Origin of the sequence: Arenibacter aquaticus, assembly GCF_003957295.1 — a bacterium.
GTDB classification, from domain to species: Bacteria; Bacteroidota; Bacteroidia; order Flavobacteriales; family Flavobacteriaceae; genus Arenibacter; species Arenibacter aquaticus.
In genome coordinates this window covers 668,422-681,091 of the sequence record NZ_RQPJ01000003.1, presented here as the reverse complement: position 1 = coordinate 681,091, position 12,670 = coordinate 668,422, and the positions used below count along the sequence as shown (strand labels likewise).

Sequence of the window (12,670 nt, the reverse complement as noted above, 5' to 3'; positions counted from 1 at the left end):
ACATTCTCATGATTTCTTCGATTCCATTGGAAATTCTTCAAAAATCCTACTTCATTACTCTTAAAATTTTCCACGGGCCACAGGAAGGAAACTGGACCCACTAACTTCATCTAAGACATAAAAATTTTTCGCCCCGGCGAAAAAAAGGAATAGCAAGAGGACAACACGCGTTGCGACGTTGTTTAGTTTGTTTTTATTGTAATTAACTGATTATTAGTTGTTTAAATTTGAATGTTTCAATAATTGAGGATTAGACACAAAGAGTTTTGCGACAAACGGCGCGAAAACCCCAATAAACACGACAGAATTTGCGGCAATAAAAAATTTAGACAACTATTTTGGAAACTTTCAGCAACATACGGTTTAAAATTGATACGGCACGGCAGTTCCAGAAATTCTCGAAGCGGTTGTTCAAAACCCATACGGAAGCGTTACAAACAATGTTGGATTTTTTTGTTTATAACGAGATTTCCCCAAAGGAATCTTTCGGCCCCAATGGTAGGACCATTGCCAACCTGATCAAGAAAAGATTCAATGCCATGGCCGCCATGATGAAGAACATTGAAACGCACGGGGTACTCCCGACCAAGACCATGCTGGAACTGCTGTTCGAATCCTCCCCACAAAAGAAAAGTGGACAGGCTCCTTTACTGATGGAGGGGAAGGAAGCCGACCCCGAAAAAGAGATGTTCTTTAAAAAGGTGGAAAGGGCCATAGAAATGGAAAGGGAGCATACCGATCTTAAACGGGATTATGGGCAATTGAGACTTCAATTTATTGACCTATTGAACAAGGTGCAATTGGTGAAGGGTGGTTTTGGAAAACCGCGGTTACAATTGGAAATGAGCGTAGAGGAATTCGAGAAACTAAAAACTAAAATAGCTAAACATTAGGACTATGTATATAAGTATCACCAAACAGCATCTTAACGAAACCTTTTCCCAGAGCTGTTCCGATTTTGTGGCCTATCTGCAAAAAGAAAACGAAGGAAAACAACCCGAACTTCAAGAGCATTTTTTTGGTCGTAGACATGACCGGATTGATCCAGAAAAGGTGATCAAGGAAATAGATGGCAATACGGCAAAACTTAAAAAGCGGGAACCCAAATTCTTTTCTATTACCATCAATCCCAGCAAGCGGGAATTAAAGCATATCAATAACGATCCAAAACTCCTTAAACAATATGTCCGCGAAGTCATGAAAGATTATGCTGCGTCTTTCTATAGGGATAGACCGGTGTCCGTAAACAACATTAAATATTATGCCAAGGTGGAGTATGAGCGCACTTTTAAGGGTTTCGATAAAGAAGTCAAGGAAAACCAACCCTACCGGGCCAAGATCGTAAAATTGGAACACGACCTCAGAAAGGTGGAACGTGGCGAGCTTACTACAGATGTAAAGTCCATTAAGAAGAAAATAGCCAGACTCAATAAAAATATCCCGCACCGGATCAATGGGGAAGTAGTGGCCCAGGGAATGAAAAAGCCTGGTCTACAGACCCATGTACATATAATTGTAAGCAGAAAGGATATTTCCAACAGGTACAGCCTTTCCCCAGGAAGCAAATACAGGGAGTCTGAGACTGTCCTGAACGGCAAAATAGTAAAGCGAGGTTTTAATAGGGACCGGTTTTATGCAGCTGCAGAAAAGAGGTTCGATACCTTGTTCAAATACAATAGGAACTATGTTGAATCCTATAGTGCCCACAAGGCCTTTGTTAAGGATCCGAAAAAATATTTTGCCCACCTCTTGGGATTGCCTGTCAATGAGAGGAGCGCCGCCTTTAAAATTTTAGGGACCGCAGGGGTACAGGTACCAAGGCTCAATATTCCCACGAACAAAGTGGAAGTAGCCCTGAAAGCGATCAAACAATTTAAAAAGACCGTTGATGTGGCCAAATCCTCAAGTACCATTGGATTATGAAAATAGGGAGCTATACAAAACTTGGTAAAATTAATTTGAGATGAACCATACCGTTCTAATTTCCATTGGTATCTATGTTGTTGCCATGTCCATCATGTACACCTCCTATAAGCACGGAAAGTATCCCTTCGTCCAAAATGTCCTGATAATGGTGGTATTGGGAGGGGCTTTACAATCGCTGCACGGGTGGCTGGTTTTTGCCAAGCTAATGATATGGTGGTTGTTGCCGTTGCAGCTATTGAACCTGTTACTTTTTATAGGTTTCAACTATGATTTTAGCACCGCTAAGGAGCCGGAACGTTTCAGGGTGAAGTTCAACCTCTTGAACGGAAACTTGGTACTTGGAAATATCCGTCGAGGGGCTTCCATTATTGGTGCTGCGGGAAGCGGTAAAACCCAAAGCGTGGTTTACGGTTTTTTGGAACATTTCTGTAAACATGGATTTTCAGGGGTCATCCATGACTACAAGGATTTTGAGATCACGGAAATGGCCTACCCCCTTTATAAGGAGGCCAACATTCCCTTCCATATCATTTCTTTTGACGATATCCATGGCCGGGTGAATCCCATAGCGCCAAGGTATATGAAGGATGAGGAAAGTGTTAACGAGGTCTCCAGGGTGCTTCTGGAAAATCTGTTGGAGCAGCGCGAATCCGTTGCCATGGGCTCCTCCAAATTCTTTAACGATGCCGTGGAAGGGCTATTGGGCGGTTTGATATGGAAGTTGAAGACAGACTATGGGAACTATTGTACCCTGCCACATCTCATTGCCATCTATCAGTATCTGGATACCCCTAACCTTATCAAGTTCCTGAGTTCCGATTATACGGCCAAAGCCATGGCCGATGCCTTTATCTCCGGTAAGGATTCCGAACGCCAGACAGCTGGGGTAATGGCCACCTTGGCCAATGCCCTTAAAAAAATAAGCACCCAACGCATATTTATGGCACTTTCAGCCGACGAGGTGCCATTGGACATCAACAACCCCAAGCACCCCTGCGTGGTTTCCATAGTGAATAATCCCCAATACGAAACCGCGTACTCCCCGGTTATCGCGACCATTATGCACACCATCACCAAACAGATCAGTATACGCGGACGAAATCCTTCTTTTGTCTTGATGGAAGAGGCCCCAACCATTCGCCTCCTCAATATGCACAGAATCCCTGCCACCCTAAGAAGTTATGATATTGCCACTATTTATGTGCTGCAGGACAAGATCCAAAATGATATGATGTACGGCGATAAGGCAAGTCGCGCCATTTTGAGCAACCTATCCTACCAATTCTTCGGAAAGGCAAACGATCCGGATACGGCCAGGTATTATGAACGTTTTTTCGAGATCGTAAAACGGCCCACAAGAAGTGTTAGTAGGGGGGAGAATATTCTGAAATTTGATACCAGGATCACAAGGGGGGAACGTGAGGTGAGCAAGGTAAGGGCCGAGAAATTCTTTAGGTTGAGGGAAGGGGAGTTCATCGCCTTTGCCGACGGTAAGGACAAAAAAGTAAAATTTCCATTGCCCAACATCACCAAAGACCTTCCGGATGCCAAATTCACTGCAGGGGCAGGAGCAATAAAAGAGAATTTTGAAAAGATCCATTTGGACGTCAGAAGGTTCCTGAAATTAAAATCCAAGTAAGTGCAATTTGTTGATAACTAATTATCTATATCTGAATTTCACTTTATTTTGAAAGGGCGATTTCGTAACTTAATGGGTGTTCATAAATGCCGGTACTATGTATTATAACAAGGCCATATGTGATGTTTATGTCGGGACGGGAGCAGGAAGGAAATTAATGGAAGAACTCCAAAATGCAAAACGTTCCGTAAAAGTGATGTCGCCCTATATGTCTGCTGCTCTGGTGAGAAAATTGATCGATCTACACCATAGGGATATTGATGTACAACTGATAACAATGGATGATATAGCGGATTTCTATGGGGACTGGCAAAGGAATATACACCAATTGATAATTCAGGACATATTTATTGATGAAGAAGCAAAGGCACTGCGGTCGAAATTGATTCTCAGAAAGCGCTTACTGTACATTTTATTATGGACAATGATCGCGGTACTTTTTGTAATGGCCTTTAAATTACAAGATAGAATGGTACTATGGACGGGAATACCTTTGCTATTGCTATGGTTTTTGATCCGTAACTACTCCAAAAGGATCAAGAATACTACAATTTACCTTTATTCCTATCGGCAACTATTTCCTTTTAGAGTATTCTTGACTCCTGAGAGCAACTCCTATTCGCATCCATTTATTCACGGAAAACTCTATCTGATCGATGATGAGATTGCCTATCTGGGCTCCTTGAATTTTACCGCCAATGGAACCAGAAACAACTATGAGACCCGTATCCGTATCACGGATAAAAAAGCGGTGAAGGAACTGTTGGGGGAATTTGAAAGCTTGTTCCACAACCCAGATTATCCTGAAAGGGATTTGGCAGAGTGGGGAAGGGAGTTGTATGGGGAGGCAGGGAATTGAAATAGAAATAATATTTGGGAGGCAAACTATTATTTTCGTTAATTGGAATATGTCTTCATCCTTGCTCTTTTTCTTTCTTATTTATCCCTTTGAGAAAATTAATAGCTTTTTCGGTTGTTATGAGATTTAAAGCAAGAGACAAAATATTAATTCCAATTTTTTCTTTTTGATTGGTTTCTACTGCCGTAGCAGTAGCTTTCGGTAATTCTTTGACAATTGTATTGACAGCCCTTTTCAGTGCCTTGTCCGCCAATTTATTTGAATGATAGGCAATTATAATTGATACTATTATGCCTAAAACGAAACCTACAAAAACCATTAAAACATCATAGGGATTCATGATATAATTTTTAGTTATTTTACTTATACAGTTAATCTATCAAACTAAAGTTTAAATAAACTTTTACCATAATTGGTCAACTCTTTTTAAGGTTGAAGTTTCCAAAACGACTGTGCTGAGTTTCTTAATTTCATAAGCGGATAAAATATTATCCTCACCTAACCTTCTAAGAATCGCATTTCACCCACAATAAGTCTTATTTTACTTAAAGGTCGTCATTTAATTCTAAGGGAACTGTTTTTTAGATAATGATATTTTTTTAAATATTTGTATAAAAGCTATTTACGTCCAAATTTGTCATCTAAATCTACCCTCAAAATTCCTTTAAACCTATTTTCAACACAAATAAATTCATAAAACTCTAACATTTGCTCACCAGTAAACTGGTCTGAGAAATACTCTGTCGTTAATTTCCAGAAACCTAAGATTTCCCTTGGATAATTTTTATGACCAAGAGCTTCTTCGAATTTACTTTTCAATACTGTAGTAGTAAATTCTTTTGAACCTTCCCTAAACACTAAAGTTAACGAATGTAGACCTGGATGACTACTTTCTTTTGTTTCATAGCTTACCTTGACATGACGATACAAATCAGCATTTCCAGTGAAAAAGTTGGAAAATAATGTGGATTGCCTTTTTAATTTAACAAATTGTTTCGCAAACAAATGGGCATAATCAATATTCTTTCTTTCAATAATTATGTTTTCTTCATGTTTTGTTCCTGAATAGGTCCAATTGAATGAACCTGTGATAGTCGTGGATAAGTCAAGAATACAAAATTTGTTATGCATCAACTTTGTATTTGTGTCAAATAAAAATAATCTGCCGCCATTCGAAATAAAGTCTTCAAATTTATGCTTAGAATAATCGAATTTATCGTCATAATTCACTAAAAGCTCAACTTGAATCCCTAACTTCAAACAATTGGTAAGCTCTTTTATAATAAAGTTCTCACTCACCCAAGCAACACATACATAAATTGAAAATTTGGCACAGTTTATTTCATTAATAATATTTTCCTTTATGTTGTCAAAATGAACTTCCATAAATAAATTTATTTAAATTTAGTAAAAATACTCATCAGAAGAAATTTAATATTTACCACATCTAAATTTGGATTTTATAGTACCCAAATTTGATTTATTCTTAATGGTTTAATGGAGTTGTATATTCTCTAACGAGAAATAGAGCAAACAGGAAGTTATAATTGATTTAAATATAACAAAATAGACTATAAATTAGAATTCTTAGCTAGTTTAAATTTCGATTAGCTACTATGAATGTGGATCTAAACTAAAATTCTATCTTAAAATTAAACTAGACAAAAGGTTGATGATTCTTGTTTTATCATGTTAACATTGCTCTGAATCCCTATTTTCTAACTTTACTTAAGGGTGTTCACTTCCATTTGGCCACCACATCCCTAGCCCCATTCAGTTCTTTCAATGTGACCATAAGCTTTTCATTTTTGCCCAAAGTAAATTTGGGATATACACATACAAATTGAACACTCTGGCCTTTTGGAACTAATGCTGGAATTTTATACTCATAAATTGGGGAAAGTAGAAGCTTTTGATAGGACGACTTGCGTTTATTGTTGCCATTTACTGTATACAGGTTCAAGGTGTTGATCTCGAAGTCGATTTTGGAATTGTTTTCTATTTCAAATACCACGTATACCTCGTTGGCATAATAAACACTTTTCGCCATACGGATCGTAAGCCCGTCCCTATACTTTATTTGGTTATAGGACCTTGGGTTTCCGAGCAATTGACTACAGAGTTTAGAATATATTTCCTTGCCCAAAGAATCTGTTTTGCTCTTCTGGATAGTTTTGGTTGAAGTACCTGTATTGGGGTGTGAACTTTTATGTTCATGACCTATGCTTTCCGTGGAATCGATGAAGTAATGGAGTTTTTCCAGTTTCTGGGAGTGGCGCAGTATATAGGAATACACTTTGCCACGGCTGGTAATGACCAGGAGATTGCTTTCTTCCCCAGTGGTGGACTGAAGCAATCCAAAAGACTGCTCTTTTTCACGATTATAACTGAAAGTATAATTGGGAGTTCCAGTTATACCCTGTCGAATGGGGTCGGGAAAAAACAAGGAAACAATCTTTTGATCGTTGGTATAAATGGTATCGATTGTTCTATCCTTTTGTGGATATACATGGGCAGTAACAATGAGAATACTGCTTAGGGTTATTAATTTTTTCATAATAATATTATTAGAGATGGTTTAATAGGCCTTTAAAATGAGTTGGTAATGGTCGGCCACTTTTACTTTTACCTTCCTATTACTGCGCTGAAAGATGTTTTTTACACCCCTTAATTGTGGAAGGCCAACAACATTTATGTCTTCTACTATATCACTGGCTATTTCCCTTTTTACCTCACCCCTGAAGCTGTTCTCCACATAGATGCCCTCCAATCCATCCTGTAGATCAATGGCCTTCATTTTTACGGGCATATGATCAATATTGTCAATTTTGAGAAGTGCTCTATTGGGTTTGAAACTCACAAGACCATAGATTAGAGTGTTCTTGGGGATCGTAGTGGAACCCAGCTGTATATCCTCCAATAAACGTAATTGCAAACGGCTATTTGCCCTCACCACTTGGTCGCCATCAACTTGCACGTGGATATTTGTTTCCTCTTCAATGTAGTTTTTTAAGGTGGCCTGTGGGGCCGAGGCAAAAAACAGTTGGTGTTCCAATGCCATTTCCCTAGTAAATGGGGGCTCTTCAGTCTCCGGTTCATTGGGTGTTGGCATTAAGGCCTTTTTTGGCCGTATTTGGGTGGTGATGTTGTTTTTAGTCATTGTCGAACTATACCTAATCCTGCCTTGTTCATAAATACTGTCCACTTTGCGCTGTTTTTCCTTATCGCTAAGATCAGGGTTGAAAACATTATTGGAATCCAACATTCGTTCATCGTAAATACTAGGTGCATTGGTGGTGCGCGCCTCCTCAATATTATCCACGGCTTCCAATTTGGAGGTATACGTTTCCTGCTGTTGTTCCAATTTTGGCACCTCTGTCTGCTTTAACAGCTCCTTGCCATCCTCTCCACTGTCCAACACCATCATGGCGTAGGCAATGATGAACAATGTAATGACCAGCAATATAGAAGAGAACAGGATTTTATTTTTTTCAATTTTCATGATGTAATTTTTTTAAGGTCTTTTCAAAATAGTTTGTGATCAAAAGCCCATGGGTGTTTTTGGGGAAGTTGCGATCTACATGGATCAGTTGTCCAGTGCTGACCAGTTCGTAGGTATCCGTTACGGTTCCCCTGTTGATTTCAAAGATGGTAGTGGTGGTGAAGGTATAGGGTTTGGAGGATAGCTCTAACCTGGAGTCGATTTGGATGACCTTTTGCACCAAGGAATATTGCAATAGCCGATTATATACCCCGTCCGCATTTTTTTGGCGATATAGCCCATCCACCGAACTGTCCCCCAACCATAGGGCCTTCCCCAAATTATTTTTATAATTGCTGGCGTCAATGTTGTAGAAATAGGTATGGAAAAGCTCCAAATGGGACAATGCCTCCACGGTCAGGTTTTCTTTTTGTGCCACCCATTTCAATGGTATTACACTTCCATTGTTATTGACAACAAAGGCATTGTGAAGTATTTCCCTGTGCATTTTTAAGACGGAAAATAAGGCTATTATACAGGTTGCCGTGGTGCCTATCACTAGGGACCACACAATATGCCGGTTAAGGCTTAGCAAGTTGTGGATATTTTTGTAAGGTGTTTTCATGATGGTACTTTTATTTTGACACTGGATTTAGTTTAGATGCTGGTTAGGCCCCACTGAAGAGCCTAATGGTAAAGGCTATGGCCCTACGGTACAATTTGAATTTTAAGAATACAATGAACCCGATAGATCCCAGATTTACTAAAGGTGCATAGTAACGGCTCCCCCAATCCGAACCAAAAAGAGTGGTCCAAAAATTGCCGTTCACCTCGGTGTACAGATTGTTGACAAAGACATTGACAAGGAAAAACGCCGGGACCAACATATAGATGCCGGTATATAATTTAAAGTAGTTGTAGGCCAAGGCCCTAAACTTTTCAAATACGGCAAGGCTGATCACAAGTGGGAAAAAGGCCTGCATGATCCCCATCAGAAAAAAACGCTCGGCCAGAAACAATGGATAGATAAATAGGTCCATGAGCCAAAGGAACACCCCTAAAATAAATGCCAGTATTTTTAGCCCGTACAAAGGAGTTATCAAGGTTTCGTATATTAGGGCCATTGCCTTTTTTGCAGCCTCTATCGGGCCTACGTCCTGTTCCAAGTCTATATCCTGAAGTTGCAAGGGAAGCAATGCAGGGGCGGTGTCGCGATATTGGGCCTCAATGGCCACCAAAATAGTGTCGAAAATCCCCAGCACCTGTGTGGAAAAAATGACCAGTATGACCACAGCAAAATTCTTGGCCAGTACTGAGGGGGTCAGCCCCCATGTATACCCCTCATTATTTGCAATGCCCTCATTGTATTTTTTGAGTATGTTGATCAGGAAGAACAGAATGGCCAGGGTCTTCATCCCGGTGATGGTGTATTGTGCAAAATCACTGTTCTTAATGGTTTGGAAGACCGTATCTACATATTCGAGCCCTATGCTTAAAACTATTCCTGACATGTTTCAATATTTTATTTCCCTGCTGTTGATAATATCCTGCATTTCCCTAAATGCGATTACCTCACGATATCTCCTAGTCTTGGCCTCGATCTCGGCCACCATTTCAAGGGACTTCATTTCCTTTTCCTTTAACAGGACAGTGCGCTCTGCATCGGTCATCTTTAGATAGTCGTTGGAAAGGATCTGTTCTATAAAATCTAGGTCGCTCAGTGAATTTTCTATGATAGCATTAAAGGAGTTGGATACTCTTGAGACCTCCTCGGCCTTTATAAAAGGGGAGTTCAAGATTTCCCTTAGGTCCCTGTTTACGATATCGATCATACGGCGATTGTTGTCCGCCATATTCTTTACGACCCTGAGCTGTTTTACCACATCGCTGACCTTCATTATGTTCTCTTTCTGCTCTTTTAAAAATTCCACCGTCTTTAATAGCTCAGAAGTCTGTTTGGCAGATTCTATAAGAGATTTGGTCATGGAGATAAAATTGGTGTTATCATAGACCGGCATACCCTGGCAGGCAGCGCCTGCTGGCCTTAAAAGGACAAAGGCAAGCGCAATTCCCAGTATTCTGATTTTCTTTTTCATGATGTTACTTTTTTTAGTTCTATATACTCTTTAATAGCGGTCTCCATATTCTGGGTCTTTTTATACAGGGACATTATGGCCGCGTTTTCTTCGCCATCCGTTAGATAGGCGGCATGGACCTCTGGGGGAACCTCCAGCCTAAAAATGTTGCTCTCCCTTCCTATTTTGATAAAAACCTCTGTATATTTTTTAGGGCCGGTAAGGTTGTTTCTGATCGATTTCAACTGATTGTGGTCATGGCTTGAAAGGTTGAGCCTACTTTTTAGTTCGGCATAGCCTTTTTCATTGTTGAGGCTATAAATTACCTGGGTGTTTTCAAGGATACTGGCCGAGGTGGAACTGTTGGGCAGTTGGTTTATGGATTGGAGGATGATACCTATGGCCCCGTTCTGTTTTCGGATGGCCTGATAGTAAAATTCAACACTTTCCAAGACGTTGTCGAATTTTAACTGTTTTGCAAATTCATCGAACAATATGATGCCCCTTTCTGCACGGTTCTTCCATATGGTAGCCTGTATGGCCGACTTGATCAGTTTCAACATCACGGAGAGAATTTCCTTGTTGTCCTTGATCTCGTCCAGTTCAAAAACGATCAGACGTTTGTCCTCAATATGAAAGGATTGGTCTTCGCTAACGTTGAACAAGAAACTATAGAGTCCATCCTCAACAAATTCGGACATAATGTGCAGGAAGGCAGGTATGTTGAAATAATCGGACTGTATTTTAAGCTGGTCCAATAAATCCTTTTGGTTGTTCTCCATAAAGCGATAAAAGCTGTCCAGGGAATGGCCTTTATGCACGAGTTTATAGTAGCATTGAAGGATTTTTTTAAGGGAGACCTGGTGTGCCTTACTCACCTTGTTGCCTGTCCCCAGCAGTTCAAAAATGAACATGGCCAGGTCCTCCAGACGATCTGGGTCCATGTCCTTTTGACTTTCCACGAAAAAAGGGTTGATGCCCAGGTTCTTGCCGCTTTCATATCTTAGAATGGTGAAGTGTTCGGGATAGAGCTTGGCAAATTTTGTATAGGAGCCTCCTAGATCGATAATGACCAGACGGACTCCCGCCTCGAAGTATTGCCTTAGGATATTATTGGCCAGAAATGATTTTCCTTCCCCGGTAGGGGCGAAAATGGCAAAGTTCCGTGCCTTGATACGCTTTTTTCCTTCGTCCCAAACATCCTTGATAATAGGAATGTTATGGACGCGATCGTTAAATAGGATCCCTGAAGGGTCCGATTTATAATTGGTAGTGTTTATATACAGGCATAGGGCATGTTTTAGGTCGGTCACATAAAGGTCTTGATCTGAAAAATTGGAGGAGTGGCAGAAATAACTATTTAGGAAGTAATTCTTGCGTTCCTCGCCTTTAGGGTAATAAGGGGTAATGTCAAGTTCCTTGAATTCGCTCCTGATCTTTGATCCTATATTACGAAGGTTAGCCAATCCGTGATCCCAATAGATAATATTGAGTTGACCGCGGACAATTCGGGAACTTTCATCAGCATTGATCTGGTCTAGGATCTGTTGGACCTTGGACAGCGAAACCTTGTTCTGGGAACCGAAATTGGAGCTTTTTTTCAATTCCTCGATTCTTTTTTCCAGAACCTTGCGCCATTTGTGTTTGTCGTCAAGGTAGATGATATGGTTGACGATGTGATTCTCATTAAGGGCGAGCCCTAAACCATCTATAAACCCCTGATGAAAGGAGAAATCGTCCGAGGTGAATTTTTCATTGGGCCTACTGCTTTGGACGACTCCCCCAAAACATAATTCGCTGTTTACGGCCAGAACATCAAAATAATGCTCTCCTATGTTGACATTGGAACTTTCCAAAAGAATGTCGGTGTCAAAACCCTCGTTGAAACCATTGAAGTAGTAGTCGGTCATGGATAGAATTTCATTTTCGGTCAAAGGGGCAAACTGCATTTTACGGCCATTGTTTATAAAGGAAACCGAATCATTTACCGCTTCCACAAAGGCATTTAACTGTGTGTCCATATCCGAGTGGATACTAGCTGGAACATTCCGAAAAGGGTTTACATAGATTGGGTTGTTCAGGGCTTTGTTCCTGGCCAATATGAAAAACAGAAAACACTCATGTTCCATATACTCCCGACCTTTGAAATACTCATGGGTAGCCTTGGCCAAAAAGGTGGTATCGGGCAATTTTTTTGATGAGAAGCGTTTTTTTTGATAAACATCTTGTTTGTGGACCACACACCCGATGGGCAAGGATTTAAGGGCCTGGAGCCAAGTATTGTGCAGGTCCTCAAAATCCTTTTCGGAGAGAGAGTGGATTTCCGGAAGTTGTCCTTTATAACATAGAACTACGTTGCCATTGTTGGCAAAGACCAAATTGGACCGGATATGGAGGATGGGGTGTTGGGCAACGAGATTAATCTTTTTCATAGTCTAACAGGGTGGATTTTTTGTTGCTTATGATTTTGGGAAATATGCTCGTGATAATGATGTGAAGCGGATTTTGGGAGACCCGTGTCAATATCACATAGACTGCGCTGTTAAAAGTGGACGCCAGAATGATAACAAACAGGTTAAAGGAAAAAATAATGACCATTAAGGAGGCTATGAGGCAGGTCATTTGGAGGGCGAAGAAAGGGACGGACAGTCCAAATATCATGGCCTTTTTTCTGATGTTCCTATATACCT

Annotated in this window: 12 protein-coding genes; 4 read left to right on the top strand and 8 right to left on the bottom strand. The window is 40.4% G+C overall.

The window, feature by feature from the left end; genetic code table 11:
• The first annotated feature begins 338 nt into the window (after positions 1-338).
• The 4 genes from EHW67_RS20675 (at position 339) to EHW67_RS09385 (ending at position 4,424) form a co-directional block, all read left to right on the top strand.
• A complete protein-coding gene (locus EHW67_RS20675; RefSeq protein ID WP_238389880.1) occupies positions 339-893 on the top strand; it encodes a BfmA/BtgA family mobilization protein in 555 nt (184 codons plus the stop codon).
• A gap of 4 nt (positions 894-897) precedes the next feature.
• Positions 898-1,923: a MobB family relaxase gene (gene mobB / locus EHW67_RS09395; protein ID WP_126162115.1), complete on the top strand. Its 1,026-nt coding sequence runs from the start codon at positions 898-900 to the stop codon at positions 1,921-1,923.
• A gap of 40 nt (positions 1,924-1,963) precedes the next feature.
• Entirely contained in the window at positions 1,964-3,565 is a 1,602-nt protein-coding gene (locus tag EHW67_RS09390; protein WP_126162114.1) for a type IV secretory system conjugative DNA transfer family protein, read from the top strand.
• A 97-nt stretch (positions 3,566-3,662) separates the two neighbouring features.
• Positions 3,663-4,424, top strand: a complete 762-nt coding sequence (locus EHW67_RS09385) for a phospholipase D family protein (protein WP_126162113.1) — start codon at positions 3,663-3,665, stop codon at positions 4,422-4,424.
• Positions 4,425-4,479: 55 nt separating this feature from the next.
• On the opposite strand, the gene EHW67_RS09380 is transcribed toward EHW67_RS09385, so the two are convergent.
• The 8 genes from EHW67_RS09380 to EHW67_RS09345 form a co-directional block, all read right to left on the bottom strand.
• Complete coding sequence (locus EHW67_RS09380) at positions 4,480-4,764, bottom strand: hypothetical protein (RefSeq protein ID WP_126162112.1); 285 nt, start codon at positions 4,762-4,764, stop codon at positions 4,480-4,482.
• 278 nt (positions 4,765-5,042) lie between these two features.
• The gene (locus tag EHW67_RS09375; protein WP_126162111.1) at positions 5,043-5,810 is read right to left on the bottom strand and encodes a phospholipase D-like domain-containing protein; all 768 of its coding nucleotides are present in this window, start codon (positions 5,808-5,810) and stop codon (positions 5,043-5,045) included.
• 352 nt (positions 5,811-6,162) lie between these two features.
• Positions 6,163-6,981 carry a DUF4138 domain-containing protein gene (locus EHW67_RS09370; RefSeq protein WP_126162110.1) on the bottom strand — a complete coding sequence of 273 codons (819 nt, stop codon included), beginning with the start codon at positions 6,979-6,981 and terminating at the stop codon, positions 6,163-6,165.
• Positions 6,982-7,002: 21 nt separating this feature from the next.
• Positions 7,003-7,926 carry a conjugative transposon protein TraM gene (gene traM / locus EHW67_RS09365; protein ID WP_126162109.1) on the bottom strand — a complete coding sequence of 308 codons (924 nt, stop codon included), beginning with the start codon at positions 7,924-7,926 and terminating at the stop codon, positions 7,003-7,005.
• Entirely contained in the window at positions 7,916-8,530 is a 615-nt protein-coding gene (locus EHW67_RS09360; RefSeq protein ID WP_126162108.1) for a conjugal transfer protein TraK, read from the bottom strand. The genes traM and EHW67_RS09360 overlap by 11 nt, the downstream gene beginning before the upstream one ends.
• A gap of 43 nt (positions 8,531-8,573) precedes the next feature.
• Entirely contained in the window at positions 8,574-9,416 is an 843-nt protein-coding gene (locus EHW67_RS09355; protein WP_126162107.1) for a hypothetical protein, read from the bottom strand.
• A 3-nt stretch (positions 9,417-9,419) separates the two neighbouring features.
• Positions 9,420-10,001, bottom strand: a complete 582-nt coding sequence (locus EHW67_RS09350) for a conjugal transfer protein (protein ID WP_126162106.1) — start codon at positions 9,999-10,001, stop codon at positions 9,420-9,422.
• Complete coding sequence (locus EHW67_RS09345) at positions 9,998-12,412, bottom strand: TraG family conjugative transposon ATPase (protein WP_126162105.1); 2,415 nt, start codon at positions 12,410-12,412, stop codon at positions 9,998-10,000. Before EHW67_RS09345 ends, EHW67_RS09350 begins: the two co-directional genes overlap by 4 nt.
• Between the last annotated feature and the right edge of the window lie 258 nt (positions 12,413-12,670).